At 67.3% G+C, this 15,752-nt stretch carries 18 protein-coding genes and 1 pseudogene; 18 read left to right on the top strand and 1 reads right to left on the bottom strand.

Annotated elements, in window-relative coordinates:
• Window positions 1-24 precede the first annotated feature (24 nt).
• The 7 genes from V5F26_RS17695 (at window position 25) to V5F26_RS17665 (ending at window position 7,740) form a co-directional block, all read left to right on the top strand.
• A complete protein-coding gene (locus tag V5F26_RS17695) occupies window positions 25-1,221 on the top strand; it encodes a DUF932 domain-containing protein (RefSeq protein ID WP_394947213.1) in 1,197 nt (398 codons plus the stop codon).
• A gap of 174 nt (window positions 1,222-1,395) precedes the next feature.
• Window positions 1,396-3,459 (top strand): ParB/RepB/Spo0J family partition protein, encoded by a 2,064-nt coding sequence (locus V5F26_RS17690; RefSeq protein WP_394947214.1) that lies wholly within the window; start codon window positions 1,396-1,398, stop codon window positions 3,457-3,459.
• 90 nt (window positions 3,460-3,549) lie between these two features.
• Window positions 3,550-4,587, top strand: a complete 1,038-nt coding sequence (locus V5F26_RS17685; RefSeq protein WP_394947215.1) for a DUF7146 domain-containing protein — start codon at window positions 3,550-3,552, stop codon at window positions 4,585-4,587.
• 302 nt (window positions 4,588-4,889) lie between these two features.
• A complete protein-coding gene (locus tag V5F26_RS17680; protein WP_394947216.1) occupies window positions 4,890-5,813 on the top strand; it encodes a DUF2493 domain-containing protein in 924 nt (307 codons plus the stop codon).
• 385 nt (window positions 5,814-6,198) lie between these two features.
• Entirely contained in the window at window positions 6,199-6,366 is a 168-nt protein-coding gene (locus V5F26_RS17675; RefSeq protein ID WP_394947217.1) for a hypothetical protein, read from the top strand.
• Window positions 6,367-6,503: 137 nt separating this feature from the next.
• Window positions 6,504-7,007 (top strand): hypothetical protein, encoded by a 504-nt coding sequence (locus V5F26_RS17670; protein WP_394947218.1) that lies wholly within the window; start codon window positions 6,504-6,506, stop codon window positions 7,005-7,007.
• 406 nt (window positions 7,008-7,413) lie between these two features.
• Window positions 7,414-7,740, top strand: coding sequence for a DUF736 domain-containing protein (locus V5F26_RS17665; RefSeq protein WP_394947219.1), 327 nt, complete (start codon window positions 7,414-7,416; stop codon window positions 7,738-7,740).
• A 58-nt stretch (window positions 7,741-7,798) separates the two neighbouring features.
• Here V5F26_RS17665 and V5F26_RS17660 read toward each other — a convergent pair whose 3' ends face one another.
• Entirely contained in the window at window positions 7,799-8,017 is a 219-nt protein-coding gene (locus V5F26_RS17660) for a helix-turn-helix domain-containing protein (RefSeq protein WP_138397488.1), read from the bottom strand.
• Window positions 8,018-8,221: 204 nt separating this feature from the next.
• On the opposite strand from V5F26_RS17660, the gene V5F26_RS17655 reads away from it, so the two are divergent.
• The 11 genes and pseudogenes from V5F26_RS17655 (at window position 8,222) to V5F26_RS17605 (ending at window position 15,736) form a co-directional block, all read left to right on the top strand.
• Entirely contained in the window at window positions 8,222-8,479 is a 258-nt protein-coding gene (locus V5F26_RS17655) for a DNA -binding domain-containing protein (protein ID WP_394947220.1), read from the top strand.
• A 112-nt stretch (window positions 8,480-8,591) separates the two neighbouring features.
• Window positions 8,592-8,744 (top strand): annotated as a pseudogene (locus tag V5F26_RS17650) (transcriptional regulator domain-containing protein); the annotation flags it as partial.
• Window positions 8,745-8,826: 82 nt separating this feature from the next.
• Window positions 8,827-9,375, top strand: a complete 549-nt coding sequence (locus V5F26_RS17645; RefSeq protein ID WP_394947221.1) for a DUF2285 domain-containing protein — start codon at window positions 8,827-8,829, stop codon at window positions 9,373-9,375.
• Window positions 9,376-9,515: 140 nt separating this feature from the next.
• Window positions 9,516-9,797 carry a helix-turn-helix transcriptional regulator gene (locus V5F26_RS17640; protein WP_374254080.1) on the top strand — a complete coding sequence of 94 codons (282 nt, stop codon included), beginning with the start codon at window positions 9,516-9,518 and terminating at the stop codon, window positions 9,795-9,797.
• Between the two features lie 15 nt (window positions 9,798-9,812).
• Window positions 9,813-10,967, top strand: a complete 1,155-nt coding sequence (locus V5F26_RS17635) for a replication initiator protein A (RefSeq protein WP_394947222.1) — start codon at window positions 9,813-9,815, stop codon at window positions 10,965-10,967.
• A complete protein-coding gene (parA, locus tag V5F26_RS17630) occupies window positions 10,964-11,617 on the top strand; it encodes a ParA family partition ATPase (protein WP_394947223.1) in 654 nt (217 codons plus the stop codon). Before V5F26_RS17635 ends, parA begins: the two co-directional genes overlap by 4 nt.
• Window positions 11,614-11,865: a hypothetical protein gene (locus V5F26_RS17625; RefSeq protein ID WP_394947224.1), complete on the top strand. Its 252-nt coding sequence runs from the start codon at window positions 11,614-11,616 to the stop codon at window positions 11,863-11,865. Before parA ends, V5F26_RS17625 begins: the two co-directional genes overlap by 4 nt.
• Entirely contained in the window at window positions 11,865-12,392 is a 528-nt protein-coding gene (locus tag V5F26_RS17620; RefSeq protein WP_445329474.1) for a DUF2840 domain-containing protein, read from the top strand. Before V5F26_RS17625 ends, V5F26_RS17620 begins: the two co-directional genes overlap by 1 nt.
• A complete protein-coding gene (locus tag V5F26_RS17615) occupies window positions 12,389-12,934 on the top strand; it encodes a S26 family signal peptidase (protein WP_394947226.1) in 546 nt (181 codons plus the stop codon). The genes V5F26_RS17620 and V5F26_RS17615 overlap by 4 nt, the downstream gene beginning before the upstream one ends.
• A 42-nt stretch (window positions 12,935-12,976) precedes the next feature.
• Entirely contained in the window at window positions 12,977-13,753 is a 777-nt protein-coding gene (locus tag V5F26_RS17610) for a lytic transglycosylase domain-containing protein (RefSeq protein ID WP_394947227.1), read from the top strand.
• 243 nt (window positions 13,754-13,996) lie between these two features.
• A complete protein-coding gene (locus V5F26_RS17605) occupies window positions 13,997-15,736 on the top strand; it encodes a relaxase/mobilization nuclease domain-containing protein (RefSeq protein ID WP_394947228.1) in 1,740 nt (579 codons plus the stop codon).
• The last annotated feature ends 16 nt before the right edge of the window (window positions 15,737-15,752 follow it).

Here is a 15,752-nt window from a genome sequence, read left to right as displayed (position 1 = left end):
GCACCCGTCGTGGAGTTTGGTCCCATGATCGAGGTTCAGGTTCTCGAAGGACACCGCGATGCGGCGCGCGGTTACAAGGTGGATGCGAGCCGCGGCGAGCGGATCGGCCGTGTGTCCTCCGAGTGGTTCTCCCGGCCGGCGGACGAGCGCTACCTGTCGCTGTCGGAGCTCTACGGTGGGGTGCGCGGGCGGTCCGACCGGAGCCGGACGCGCATTGTGGAGAGCCCCGCCATCCGCGTCGAAGCGAGCCGCGAGGCGCCGGACCGGCTGACGCTCGCGCTGCCGGGGGCGGAGGCTCCTGTTGCCCCGACCCACTGGAGCTTTGGCCAGCTCGCGAGCCTCATCGGCGCACCGGCCGCCTATCTGCGGCAGCTTCCCGCGCCGCTCGCCGGCATCAACCTGCAGCACGGCCTGCTGACGCACCGCGCCGAGCAGGTCAAGACGCTGGAGGTGGAGGACGGGCGCGTGGAGCTTCGGGCCGTGACCGGCCCCGACTACGGTCGCATCTATGACCATGAGCTGGTGGACGCCGTGCGACGCATCGCCGGGAACGGCACGGGCGATACCCGCTGGAAGGTACCGGGCGTGCTCGACTGGTCGACCGGCATCTACAATCCCCGCGTCGACATCACGAAGGACACCACCACACTCTACGCCTCGGACCGGGACGTCTTCCTGTTCCTGGTGGACGACCTCAATCCCATCGAGGCCGGGCGGCTGCCGGATGGCTCGCCCGACCTGTTCTTCCGGGGCTTCTATTGCTGGAACTCAGAGGTGGGCGCCAAGACACTCGGCATCGCCAGCTTCTATCTCCGGGCGGTCTGCCAGAACCGGAACCTGTGGGGCGTCGAGGATTTCGAGGAGATCACCATCCGCCACTCCAAATATGCCGCCTCCCGCTTCGCCCATCAGGCCGCGCCGGCCCTGGAGCGTTTCGCCAATTCCTCGCCCATGCCGTTCGTCAACGGCATCAAGGCGGCGCGGGAACGCATCGTGGCGCGCACCGACGAGGACCGCGCCGAGTTCCTGCGCCGCAAGGGGTTTTCCAAGGCCGAGACGCAGAAGGTGATCGACACCGTGCTCGCCGAGGAAGGCCGCAAGCCCGAGAGCATCTTCGACTTCGTGCAGGGCATCACCGCTGTGGCGCGGGACAAGCCGCACCAAGACGCCCGCCTCGACCTCGAGGCGCGGGCGAAGAAGCTGCTCGACCGGGCTGCCTGAGATCCGCAAAGCCGGAGATGCGGAATGTCGTGTCTCCGGCTTCGTGTTGTCCCGGATTTCCGGATCATCGGTTCTGCGGCGCTGCCCTCAGAGGAAGAGGGCGGCGCCGTCCTTCGTGACGGGTTTGAGGTTGAGAGAGAGGTTCTCCGGCCGCCCGTCGCGGAGAAATATCACATGGCCACGGCTGTTCAGAAGATCACCCTTTCGTCGTCCCGCGACATCCCCTTCAACAAGCTGGTGCTGAGCCAGTCCAACGTCCGCCGGGTGAAGGCCGGCGTCTCCATCGAGGAGCTCGCCGAGGACATCGCCCGGCGCGGCCTGCTCCAGGGCCTCAATGTCCGCGCCGTGGTCGATGCGGACGGCGTCGAAACCGGCATGTATGAGATCCCGGCCGGCGGGCGGCGCTATCGGGCGCTGGAACTGCTGGTGAAGCGCAAGCGCCTCGCCCGGACCGCGCCCGTGCCCTGTATCGTGCGGGAGGGCGGTATCGCCGAGGAGGATTCGCTGGCCGAGAATGTCCAGCGCGCCCCTCTCCATCCCCTCGACCAGTTCCGCGCCTTCCTCGCCTTGCGGGAGAAGGGCCAGTCCGAGGAGGAGATCGCGGCTGCCTTCTTCGTCTCGGCCGCGGTGGTGAAGCAGCGGCTGAAGCTCGCCTCAGTGTCGCCGAAGCTGCTCGACGTCTATGCCGAGGATGGCCTCACCCTTGACCAGCTCATGGCCTTCACCGTCTCTGGCGACCATGAGCGACAGGAGCAGGTGCTGGAGCGTCTCGCCCAGGCTTACGACAAGCAGCCCTATGTCATCCGGCGCATGCTGACGGAGGGCGCCGTCCGAGCCCGCGACAAGCGCGCCCGCTTCATCGGCATCGAGGCCTATGAGACGGCCGGCGGCACAGTGCTGCGCGACCTGTTCCAGGGCGACGACGGCGGCTGGCTGCAGGACGTGGCCCTCGTCGACCGGATGGTGGCCGAGAAGCTCGCCGCCGAGGCCGACGCGATCCGGAGCGAAGGCTGGAAGTGGATCGAGGTCGCACCGGACTTCGCCTATGGCCACACCTACGGCCTGCGCCAGTTGCGTGGCGAGCCCACGCCGCTGACCGAAGAGGAGGAGGCTGCGAGGGTGACCGCCCAGGCAGAATACGATCGCCTGTCGGAGGCGCATGCCGACGCCGACGAACTCCCCGAGGAGGTGGATGCCCGGCTCGGCGAGCTCGAGGCGATGCTGGAAGCCTTCGAGACGCGTCCTCTCGCCTTCGAGCCAGCGGAAGTCGCCCGAGCCGGCGCCTTCGTCAGCATCGCGCAGGACGGGAAGCTCCGGGTGGAACGGGGCTATGCCCGCCCGGAGGATGAAGGGCCGCTCGAAGAGGAGCATGATCCTTCCATCGAGAAAGATGGTGACACCCATACCGCCTCTGCACCTCGCAAGGAGGCGGTGGTCTCTGATGGTCGCGCTGAGCCCGAGGAGGAGGACGGCCTCACCCCCATCTCGGACCGGTTGCTCACGGAGCTGACCACCCATCGCACCCTCGGCCTGCGCCATACGCTGGGCGAGCAGCCCGATGTGGCCTTCCTCGCGGCGGTCCACGCCCTGACGCTGAAGGCCTTCTACGCCTATGGCTCGGATAGCTGCCTCGAGCTCGATCTCAAGAGCGTGTCCTTCAACGCCCAGGCGCCGGGCCTCAACGACAGCGTCTCGGCCGAGGCGATCCGTGTCCGGCACGAAAGCTGGGCCAAGGCCCTGCCCAAGGAGCCCGTTGCCCTCTGGGACACCCTGAGCGGATGGGACCGCGACAGCCAATCCGCCCTGTTCGCCCATGTGGTGAGTCTCTCGGTCAATGCTGTGCATGAGGCCTGGAACCGCCGTCCCCGCGCCTTCGCCCATGCCGACCGGCTGGCGCAGGCGGTGTCGCTCGACATGGCGGCGGCCGGGTGGAAGCCCACCGTTGACACCTTCCTCTGCAGGGTCACCAAGGCCCGCATCCTGCAGGCGGTGACAGAGGCCAAGGGCGCACGCGCGGCCGAGCGGATCGCCCACCTCAAGAAGGGCGACATGGCGCGGGAGGCCGAAACCCTCCTCGCCGACAGCGCTTGGCTCCCGGAAGCCCTGCGGACCCAGCCCTGCGACATCGCCGGCGAAGAGAGGGCGGAGATCGACGGCGAAACGGCCATGGGCGACAGCGATGACCTCGCCGATAGTGAGGAGCCCGAAGCGATCTCTCCCCCGATCGCTGCCGAATAATCCTCCCGGGCAACCTGGCCCGCCGCCTGTGGCTCCGCGATCCCCCTGTCGCGTGGTCCGGACGGCGGGCCTTTTTCTTGGAGCGTCCTCATGGCGGATGCTGCGCACGACCTCGCCCGGCGGCTGGGGCGGCAGGCAGAGGCAGTCTGCCGCCATTATCTCTCCGCCGGCTGGCGGCAGGGGCACTATTGGCAGGTGGGCGATGTCCGCAATGCGCCCGGCCGCTCCATGTTCGTGCGGCTGACGGACAGCGCGAAGGGCCCGGCCGGCAAATGGACCGATGCAGCCACGGGGGAGCACGGCGACCTGCTCGACGTGATCCGCGAAAGCCAGGGCCTGTCCAACTTCACCGATGTGGTCACCGAGGCTCAAGCTTTTCTGCGCCTTCCGCCAACCTCCCCAGATGCGGAAGCCCTCCATCGCAGGAAGCCGAGCTCCTCACGTGATCCGGTCACCTCGGCACGACGGCTGTTCGCCGCCGCAATGCCGATTTCGGGCACAATAGCAGAGGCGTATTTGCGGAACCGCGGCATCACGGCTTTGCACGAAACCGGGAGCCTGCGCTTTCACCCGCGCTGCTACTACCGACCGGATCCAAGGGAGCCCATTCAACCCCTGCCGGCCATAATCGCAGCTGTCACCGACCTCAGGGGACGGATCATGGGCATCCACCGGACATGGCTCACACCAGACGGTGCCGGAAAGGCAGTCATCGCCACGCCCCGGCGCGCCTTGGGTCACCTGCTGGAGCATGCCGTTCGCTTCGGCAGGCCTGACGACGCGATGGCGGCCGGCGAGGGCATCGAGACCATCCTTTCCGTGCGCACAGCGCTGCCCAGCCTCCCAATGGTGGCGGCGCTCTCGGCCGCACACCTCGCCGCCATCGCCTTTCCACCAGGGCTTCGACGGCTCTACATCGTCCGCGACAACGATCCTGCCGGCGACAGGACACGAGACAGCCTCATCGCACGAGCGAACTCCACCGGGATCGAGGCCATCGTGCTCTCGCCGGCGCTTGGCGACTTCAACGAGGATCTGCGCGCCTTTGGCGTCGATGCCGTTCGGGCCGGAATCCGTGCTCAGATCGCAGCAGAGGACGTTTCCCGATTCATGGTGCTACGCCCGTAATCCGCAGCACGAGGGAGTGGGTTTTTTCGCTCCGCGCATTGGTGCCCACCGTCATCGGAAAGGTCCGCAGCCAGGCCTTCCAGAGGGCGATCGGCCAGCAGACATGCCTGACCGGCAATGGCTGCGGCCAACGATTTTCCGGCGCCGCTGCGCGCCGTTCCATCGCGAAACAAAATCGCCGGCCTTCGCCATCCTCCGCTGCGCTCCGGCCCCGCGCTTCCCGCGGGGTGCAGGTCCGACCCGCCCGCCGGCTTCGTCGCCATGAAGGCCGCAGAGCTGCGGTCCAACCGACGGAGCATCCCATGAGCGCAGAGCACGACGACCCCCGCCACGCCTCGTCTCCCACCGATCACCTGCTGCAGGAACTTCAGCTTTACGGCTACCGCCCCTTTGACGATGAGCCCGATCCCCGGCCGCTGCCCGAGGCCGACCGCATCACCGGCGCCATCACCGACATCTTCGACGCCCTCATCGCAACGCTTCAGGACACCCGTCTCGAGCCGGACCTCCCCGACCTTCTGTGGTCCACCGTCCATCTCTTCCACCGTGCCGCCGGCCGACTCTCGCGCACCCTTGACGACAACGAGCAGCGCCAGCGCCGCAGCCAGCAGGAGCAGGACGGCAGCGAGGTACGCTCGGTGGAACTGGAACGCCTCATCGCCGAGGGGCAGAGCCTCGTGGAGCGCCGCGACGCCTTCGAGCTGATGCGCGACGAAGCCGCCGACGCCTTCGAGCGCCACACCGGCTCAGCCTGGCGCCCACGCACCGGATCCATGGTGAACCACCGCAATCTGACTGCCGCCCTCATCGACAGCCGCGATTTCCTTGCCGCCCGTAGGCGGGCGGAGACCGAGGTGCTGATGCCAGCAGGTCCGAAGATCGCCTTCTCCGGCGGCGACACGGCCGATCACAAGCTCATCTGGACGAAGCTCGACCAGGTGCACGCCAAGCACCCCGACATGGTGCTGCTACATGGCGGTTCGCCCAAGGGCGCCGAAAGGATTGCCGCCTGCTGGGCCGATGCCCGCAGGGTGCCCCAGGTTGCCTTCAGGCCGGACTGGACGCGGTACGCCAAGGCCGCGCCCTTCAAGCGCAACGACCAGATGCTCTCGGTCATGCCCATCGGGGTCATCATATTCCCCGGCACCGGCATCCAGGACAATCTCGCCGACAAGGCCCGCAAGCTCGGCATCCCAGTCTATCGGTTCGGGTCGGGCGGCGCGTGAGCGCTGCCCCTTCCTCGACCATCGGAATCGTATTTCACGAGCCCTGAACGTTTCTCATGAAAGTGCTGGCTCCATTATCGATTCTCACCGGACTGACGAGCTGGGCCTGTACTCATCAGACGTGAAGCTGAACAAAGCCTCCAGAGCCTGCTTATGCAGGGAGACGGCCGCACCTGCCGATCTTCGAGCGACGATCCACCCCCGCTTTTTTGCGCTGATCCTTAGGTACCGACCGAGGGCCTGACGCCATCAACCCGCAAGGGGTCGGCTACGCATAGCGTGCCGCCGCTCCGCTTCGCCTGCGCGGTGATTGCGGCCCACGGCCGGACCCGTCGGGCGCCTGTCAGCGGGGATGGTCCTCCGCTTCGAGCAGGAGCCGGATTCCATGTCCTCCATCGATGCACAGGCCTTCGCCCTCAGCCTCGCCAAGACCCTGATGGTCGTCATCGTGATCTTCCGCGCCGGCGACGGCAGCCTGTCGGTCGTGCCAGCAGACGAGTTCGACGGCGACGCTTCGCAGATCGTCCGCGAGATTGACCCCTTCGCCAGATAGCGGAGGTGTACGCATGAAATGCCGGGTATCCCCCTTACTGGGATTCCGGCATGCATCTTCTCTTGCTATGCAGGGGATCGCGCCGCGGTGGTGGTGGAAGGCGCAACCGTCTGAGCTTTCCTCATGGAGCCACCACCATGATCTTCCTCGGTATCCCGCTCGGTCTCGCCGCCATCGTCCTATTTTGCTGGCTGCTGTTTACGCTCGCCGTCTTCGCGCTGCCGTTCTTCGCCTCCGTCAGCGCCGGCACTTGGGCCTACCAAACCGGCGCGGGCTGGCTCGGTGCGATCGTCGTTGGCCTGATCGCCGGGTGCGTCACGCTTGGCATCGGACAAGTGCTGCTCGTGATCGTTCGTCCGATGTGGGCGCGGCTCCTCGTTGCGCTCGCCTTCGTCGCCCCGGCCGTCTTCGCCGGCTATCACGCCACGCATGGTATCGCGAAGCTCGCCATGCCGTCCGAGACGTGGCAGATCGTTTTCTCGATCATCGGAGCTGTTGCCATCGGCGTCACGACGCTGATGCAGGTCGCGGGCACGGCGCCCCGTGGTCAGTGGCGGACCAGTGCATGGTGGGAGTGGCCTTGCCCGGTTGAACCCGTTGCGGGGGAAGCACACGAAGCAGGCCCGAAACGGGGGACGTGAAGCCGAAGAGGATCAGGCCGGTCTTCCGTGACGTTGAGAGGCCGCCATCATCCCCGTTCGGTATCCGTCGGTCGACCGCTCCAAACGGCCTCTCCAATAGGCGGATCTGGCCGCAGGACGGCTGTGCCTCGACCGCCTCTGCCGCAACGGCGCATCATGACTTTCTTCCCCTGCCGGACCTCACCCCAAGCGACGGGTCGCGTGGGGACCCCGAGGCGCCGTCATTCCTCGCGAGGCAAGAAAGTCCCTCTCGCGCCGTCCTCCGCTTGGCTCCGGTCGCAACCCTCACCCCATCGCGCCAGCGCGACGGGGACCCCGAGGCGATGCGGCGTCGGTCGCCTCCGGCCTTCCGATCGCCATCGAGGCCGCATGGTGCGGGCTCGGAAACGGAAGACGGAGATTTACCATGGCCACCATCGGCACCTTCAAGAAGACCGGCGCGAACGAGTTCTCCGGCGAGATCGTCACCCTCAGTGTCCAGGCCAAGGGCGTGCGCATCGTCCCCGACCTGCGGGCCAACGGTGAGAACGCCCCCAGCCACCGGGTCCTGGTGGGCCGGATCGAGATCGGCGCCGCCTGGTCCAAGCGCTCCGGCGAAGGCCGCGACTATCTGGGCCTCAAGCTCGACGACCCGAGCTTCAACGCCCCGATCTACGCCAACCTCTTCGACGACGAGGATGCCGACACCTTCTCGCTCATCTGGTCCCGCCCGAGCGGGCGACGCGGCGAGTGAGCCTCGCACAAGGCCCCCGGCTGATCAAGCCGGGGCCTCCCCACACCGGGTTCACCGGTCAGTCGTTGCCGTCTGGCCGCACCAGCTCGACGTGGCTGACGCCCAGCGCCTGAGCCAGCTCGTAGAGGGTGATAACCGTCGGATTGCGCCGGCCACGCTCGAGGCCGCTGATGTACTGCTGGCTGAAACCGGAACGCGCCTCGACATCCTCCTGCGTCAGGCCTTTCTCCTGACGCAGGCGAGCGAAATTCCGGCCGACCAGCTTGCGCATATCCATGCGCAGACGGATCGCAATTTACACACTTTGAGCTTATCAACTATAATATGTAATCAAATGCCCGTAGCGGGTTAGACGGCGGCAATGCCGATGCCAATCGACCATCGAGCGACCCCGGGCATGCTCCCCGCTCGCGGGCTCGCTTCACCATCCGCCGTCGTCTAGAAGGGGCGAAGGTAGCGTCAGGCAGGGAAAGGGGGGGACATGACCGACACGTTCGAAGACACCGTTCCCTCCGCTCCCGAGCTCACCGACTACGACCGGGCGCACATCAAGCTCTATGCGCGCCTGCTCGATGCCACGGCGGATGGCGCCGGCTGGGAGGAGATCGCCTCGGTGCTGTTCGGCATCGACGCGGCTCGGGAGCCCGAACGTGCCCGTCATGTCCATGACAGCAATCTGGCCCGGGCCCGATGGGTGGCCTCCAGCGGCTACAAGGACCTCCTTCGCCGTCCCGTCTGACGTTGCTGCCCGTTCGCAGGGGTGATGCCGCAGCCGCATCACGCGATGCTCCCCGGCCGGCTTCCCCCAATACCCTCAATCCCTGATTGTCCTCACTCGACACGCACCCTTGATGCGGAGGCGAGTGATGAAGCCCGATACATCGCGCTGGCGAGAAGATGCCAGCTACGGCTATTTCGACACGCTGTCGGTGGAGGGACTCGCCTGGGAATGCCTGCGCCGGGACGAGACCTACCAGGAACACTACCAGTCCCTCGTGAAGGCCGGCTCGGATGCCGACCCGCTCCCCCGGGAGGTGGAGCAGCGCTGGGGGCTGCGATTTCGCCGCGCGGCCATCTCTCTCCGCTGTGGAACAGAACGTCCCGTGGTCGCCGGTTGTCGATCCGGCCGTCGTGCTTCTCGCCCAGCAGCCCGCGTTTCTTCCGGGGGCGGCCGGAGTCTCCTTCGGCGACATGGTTGCGCCGCACGACAGCTCCGAGGGACGATACCTGGTCCATGGTCCGGCACACCATGCCGCGCAGGTGCTGCTGCTGGCTGGGACTCGCCCCGATGCGCCGCTGGCGGCACTGATCCCGCTGGACGCGGACACCATAGGGCGGATGGAAGCGCTGACCCGCTTCTGGCGCGCGGTCGAGCGCCGGCCATTGATCCCCGACACCCGCATCACCGCGCAGCAGCGTGGCCGGCTGCGCATCATGATGCTGGCGGCCGATGGTCGGGCGAACGGCGCCAGCTACCGCGACATCGCCATGGTCCTTTACGGCCACAAGCGCGTCGCGTCCGAGTCCTGGAAAACCTCGGCGCTGCGCGACCAGGTCATCGGCCTCGTCAAAGGCGGCCTCGCCATGATCGGCGGCGGATATCTCAAGCTCCTGCGTCATCGCAGAAGACCATAGCTGCATCGCCGGCATCCTGAGGGTGGGGATTTTCGCCCCCCTCAACTTCCCCATCCCCCTCGACGGCTGCCCTTCGCCACCGTGATCGCCATCCGCCGCTGATGACCAGCGGCCCGAGATCGCCCACGGAGGCCCGATCCATGCGACCCGACGCTGTCCCGCTGCCGCCACGCTACTTGCGCACCAAGGAAGCCGCGGTCTTCCTCAGTCTATCGCCCCGGACGCTCGAGAAGCACCGCACCTACGGAACCGGTCCCGCCTATCGCAAGCTCGGCGGACGCGTCGTCTATGCCATCGAGGACCTGCAGGCCTGGGTCGCCCGTGGCGCCGTCACCTCCACCTCCGATCCGCGCGGCTCGATCCTGCCGGCCAAGCGCCAGGGCCTGCCCGGCATTGCCGAGCCCCACCGTTTCGCACGCTGATCGGAGCCCTTCTCCATGGTGGCGCGGCATCGCTCCCAGCCGGAGCGCGGACAGCTCGATCTGTTCCGCGCGCTTCCCGGCGCGTTCGCGCCACGAGATGCGCAGGATCTCATGGCCTATCCCTTCTTCTCCCTCTCCAAGACCCATCGTATCGCGCCCATCGATTTTTCCGCCGGCGATGTCTCCATCCGGGTCGAGGCCGTGCCTGACCACGGCATGGCGACCATCTGGGACGCCGACATCCTGATCTGGGCGGCGAGCCAGATCGTGGAGGCCCGAGACGCCGGCCTGCGCACGTCGCGCTTCATGGTCGCCACCCCCTATGAGATCCTCAGGTTCGTGGGGCGGGGCACCTCGCTGCGGGACTATCAGCGCCTCAAAGCTGCGCTCGACCGGCTGCAGTCCACCACCGTGTCTACCTCGATCCGCCAGCCTGCCGAGGGACGGCGCCATCGCTTCTCCTGGATCAACGAGTGGAAGGAGCGCACCGACCGGGATGGCAGGCCCGCGGGAATCGAGCTCATCGTCCCCGACTGGTTCTATTGCGCCATCGTGGAGGACGCCCTCGTCCTCACCATCGACCGAGCGTACTTCGAGCTGACGGGCGGGATCGACCGCTGGCTCTACCGGCTGGTGCGCAAGCACGGCGGCCGCCAGCACAACGGCTGGCGCTTCGACTTCCGCCACCTCTACTTGAAGTCCGGCAGCCTCTCGCCCTTCAAGCGCTTCGCCTTCGAGCTGCGGGACATCATCCGCCGCCAGCCGCTGCCCGGCTACACCCTGTTCCTGGAGTGTGACGCGGGTGCGCGCGCGCTGCTCGCCTTCGAGCCGGCCTGTGGACAACCTGTGAATCCCTTCGTGCCATCGGGAACCCGGTGCCACGTGCCATCGGGAACTGGCCCCTCGTGCTTTCGGGAACCGAAACAGGGATTAACTTCAAGCCCGAAAAGGGAAAATCGCGCTCCTAACTTAGAGTCTAACATAGAGTCTAACTTTAAAAGGCGCGCGGGCGATGTGGATAACCGCGCTCAGCCGGCCCAAAAACATGCCCATCCACGCACCTATAAAGATGAAGGTCTTCCGTCTTTCCGTAAAGGCGGATTTCAGGCTCCAGATCCTCTCTCCGGACCCGAAACGATGCCTGCCGACACATCGGGAGGCCCGCGATGATCGTCGCGTTGCTCAATCAGAAGGGTGGTGTCGGCAAGACGACGCTCGCTTTGCACCTCGCCGGCGCGTGGGCGAGCCGCGGCGAGCGCGTCACACTCATCGATGCGGACCCCCAGGGCTCGGCCCTGGACTGGTCGCAGCAACGCAGCCGCGAGGGCCTGCCACGCCTGTTCGGCATCGTCGGCATCGCCCGTGACACCCTGCATCGGGAAGCCCCCGAGCTGGCGCGGGATGCCGACATGATCGTGATCGACGGACCGCCACGCGTCGCCAACCTGATGCGCTCGGCGCTGCTCGCCGCCGATCTCGTGCTGGTCCCGGTGCAGCCATCGCCGCTCGATGGCTGGGCCTCCGCGGAGATGCTCGCGCTCCTCAATGAGGCGCGCATTTACCGACCGGCGCTGGCCGCACGCTTCGTGCTGAACCGATGCGGCGCCCGCACGGTGCTCGCCCGTGAGACGGCCGAGACGCTGGCGGATCACGATCCGCCCTTGCTCGCGACCACCATTGGCCAGCGCGTCGCCTTCGCCATGTCGGCACAGTCCGGGCGGCTAGTCAGCGAGCTGGACGAACGTGGCCCGGCTGCGCGCGAGATCACGGCGCTGGCGGCGGAGATAGTCGGTCTCGCCGGTTATGGACGCCTACCATGAGCGCGCCGCCGACCCGCAAGGGCTTCGCCGCGCGGCCGCCCAATCCGGAGCGGTGGATCAAGGCTGCGGAGGCGAAGACGTCGAATGACGTCGCCGGCGGCTTTACCGCGCGGCTCACCATCGACGTCACGCCCGACCTGCGCGGGCGCATCAAGATCGCCGCCTTCAGTCGCGGCCAGACCGTCGCGGACCTGCTCCGCGATCTCCTCGCCCGTGAGTTTCCCCCGACATCAGGAGAGGCCTCATGATGAGCCCGCCGGTGCCATCCTCCGTTCCCAAACCCAACGCCCCATCACCCGCCGCGCCGACCCCAGACCCGCTCACCCATGTGGAGCTGACCTGGATCGAGAAGCGGATCGAGAACTGGATCCGCTTCGGCCGGCCTGCGCAGGCACAAACTCTCGACCGTAGCCGCCGCATCGTATCGTTTGCGCCGAACTCCATCTTCGCCTTCGTCCGCTGGGCCGCAAACGACTTCGGCACCGTGGTGTCGCGCATCGACATCGTGCGCGCCGTCGCACCCGGCGAGGCCTACCAGACGCTGCCCTTCGTACGTCCCGGCGGAGAGATCCTGCTGCGCGCCGACGGCTGGCCGAAGGTCGAGAAAGTGCTCCAGCACATGGATGCCGTTGAGGCCATCGGCCTCCACGGTGTGGATGTGGCGCCAGACCATTGGCGCCACGTTCACAACCGCCTTGCGGTAGGCCATGCGCCGCGCGCCTACACGCTGGAGCGCCACGCGGCGTGGCTCAAGCGGCGGGAGTGCGAGGCATGACCCGCTTTGGCACCGTGATGGTCACGTACTTCTCTGTGATGGGAGTGGCAGCCTCCGCGTTCGTTCCGACGCCGCTCAAGCTGGTGTGGAACGTTTCCGCCAGCGCGCCCATCGGTCTCTATGCCATCGAGCCGGCGCGCCGGCTGGAGGTCACCGACCTCCTCGCCATCACGCCGCCGGCAGCGCTTGCCCGCTTCCTCGTGGAGCGCGGCTATGTGGGCGCCGGCGTGCCGCTGATGAAACGGGTGGCAGCGCTTCCCGGACAGGAGGTCTGCCGCTGGGACCGCACCATCGCTGTCGATGGCGTGGCTTATGGCGAGGCGCTGGAGCGAGATCGCATGGGACGACTGCTGCCGGTCTGGCGCGGCTGCCGGCGCATCGCGGAAGGTGAGCTCTTCCTCATGAACTTCGACGTGCCGGACAGCCTGGACGGGCGGTATTTCGGGCCACTGCCCGCCAGCACCGTGATCGGCCGCGCCGTGCCGCTCTACACCGACGAGGCCGGTGACGGGCACTTCGTCTGGCGTGCGCCGATGCGCTGAGCACCGTCACACCTCAACCATCATCAGCTTCGCGAGGCCGCCATGAAGCGGACCAGACTGATTTCGCCTGCCGTGCACCTACTGCTGCGAGCGCGGAACGGCCGTCGTGCAGCCGTCCTCCTTTTCCTTTCCGGGGTGGCCTCCGGCTGGTCGACGACGGCCCCCGCGGCTGAAGTGCAGGCGGACCGGAACGCTCGACCCGCCGTCGATCGCTACGCCGATTTCATCGCGGAAGCGGCGGAGCGTTTCGACATTCCCTCCGTCTGGATCCGTGGCGTGATGCGCAAGGAAAGCGACGGCGACGCGCGCTCGACCTCGTCCAAAGGCGCAATGGGGCTGATGCAGATCATGCCCCAGACCTGGACCGAACTACGCATCCATTACGGTCTTGGCGACGATCCCTACGATCCCCACGACAACATTATGGCCGGGGCCGCCTATCTGCGGGAGCTGTTCGATCGCTTCGGCAATCCCGGCTTCCTCGCCGCCTACAATGCGGGGCCGGGCCGCTACGAGACCTCCCGCAAGGGGCGTGCCCTCCCACCGGAGACGCGCGCCTATGTCGAAAAGCTGGTGCCAGAGATCGCGCGCGGCGAGGCCGAGCCGTCCGCATTGAAGTTGGCCGCTCCGCCGGCGGTCGAGACGCCGTCCTGGGCTCAAGCTCCTATCTTTGCGGCGCAGCTGATCCGCACGTCGGCTGCAGATCTGGCGCCACCCGATCGCGCGCAGCCGGCACCCCAGGTGAGCGATGTCTCGGCCATCCTCCCGCAGTCGGCGGGCCTGTTCGTGGCTCTTGGTGGCTCGGGAGGCGTGCAATGACCACGACTGTGCTCATTCGCACCTCGTCGGGTTTTCTGCCGTTCAAGCGAAGGACGGGGCGGAAGGACTGGGAAACGACCGACCGATGGCGAGATAAAAGGGCGCAGGGTGCGCTGCGGTCGGGCGGTTGTTTTTGCGCGGGAATTTTCAGCCAAACGCACCTTGCGCCGCTGCTTGGCAATGTGCGCAGAACACTCAAGCCCTTGGTCCTGTTTGCCTTTTCGCACCCTACAGGGGCGCGCCATGGCCGATGACCGGGAATTCCGCGTCCGACCGGGTCGTATCCGCTCGACCCGCGCCCAGCGCGCCTGCCCCTTCATCGCCCAGGCCCTCGCGGCGGCCCAGAAGGCCGGCGGGCACGTGTCTCGATCCGGCCGCATCTCCTCCGGTGCCCGCTCGCGATTCGGCCGGGGCAGGGCGGCGAGCATCGTCGCCAATCGCCTGCTCACTGGGCGCTCACGCGTCGTCGTCATCAAGACCCGCGTGGTTCGGCACACGGCGCGGGCAGCACCGCTGACCGCGCACCTCAGCTACCTGCGCCGGGAGGGCGTGACCCGGGATGGGGAGAAGGCCCGCCTGTTCGGGCCGGGCGCTGAGGAGGGAGACGGCTGCGCCTTCGCGGAGCGATGCGCCGACGACAGGCACCATTTCCGCTTCATCGTCTCGCCCGAGGATGCGGCGGACATGGCCGACCTCAGGTCCTTCGCCCGCGATCTCGTCGGGCAGATGGAGAAAGACCTCGGCACGAAGCTGGACTGGGTTGGCGTCGACCACTGGAACACCGACAATCCCCACCTCCATATCCTGGTGCGAGGCCGGACAGATGACGGCCAGGATCTGGTCATCTCCCGCGACTACATCAAGGAGGGCATGCGCGCCCGCGCGCAGGACCTGATCACTCAGGAACTGGGGCCACGCACCGATCTCGACATCCACCGCGCCGTCGAGCGGCAGGTGGAGGCGGAGGGCTGGACCCAGCTCGACCGTCAGCTGCTTCGGGACCAGCGTGAGGCCGGCGTGATCGACGTGGCGCGCGATGCCGATGGGGGGCCGGACGCTTTCCTGCCGCAGAAAGTCGGCCGGCTGCGCAAGCTCGAGGCCCTCGGGCTCGCCGATGAGATCGGCCCTGGCCAGTGGGTGATCGACGAGAAGGCCGAGGCGACATTGCGCGCCCTCGGCGAGCGGGGCGATCTCATCAAGAGGATGCATCGGGCGCTCACTGCCCAAGGCATCGAGCGGGGCACCGCAAGTTATGTGCTCGCCGGAGAGAGTTTGGACGCTCCCGTCATCGGCCGTCTCGTCGATCGAGGTCTCGATGACGAACTGAAGGGCACAGCCTATGCCGTGGTCGACGGGGTGGACGGGCGCACTCACCACATCCGGCTGCCCGACCTCGATGCGGCAGGCGAGGGGCCTTCTGGCTCCGTCGTGGAGCTCCGGCGGTTCGAAGACGGCCGCGGCCAGCTGCGGGTCGCGCTGGCCGTCCGCTCCGACCTCGACATCGAACGCCAGGTCACGGCCTCGGGCGCCACCTGGCTTGACCGGCAGGCGCTTTCCCGAGCGCCGGCATCCCTCTCGGGCGGCGGCTTCGGCGCGGAGGTGCGCGAGGCCATGGAGCGTCGCTCGGACCAACTGGTCCGGGAGGGGCTGGCCGAGCGCCATGGCCGGCGTGTCACCTTCGCCCGGGACCTGATCGAGACTTTGCGCCGGCGAGAGGTGCAGATGCTGGGTGACAAGCTCTCCACCGAGACCGGGCAGCCCTTCAACAGAGCAGGATCGGGAGACTATGTCGCCGGCTCCTATCGTCAGCGCTTCGCGCTCGCCTCCGGCCGCTTCGCCATGATTGATGACGGCCTCGGCTTCCAGCTCGTGCCCTGGACGCCGTCCCTCGAGAAGCAGCTCGGTAAGCACATCTCCGGCGTCGCCCGCTCAGACGGCGGCATCGACTGGTCCTTCGGCCGCAAGCGCGGCCTCGGCCTCTAACTTGCTAATCACTGGA

It is taken from the genome of Xanthobacter variabilis (assembly GCF_043831965.2).
Taxonomy (GTDB): domain Bacteria; phylum Pseudomonadota; class Alphaproteobacteria; order Rhizobiales; family Xanthobacteraceae; genus Xanthobacter.
This window is presented reverse-complemented; position numbering and strand designations above follow the sequence as displayed.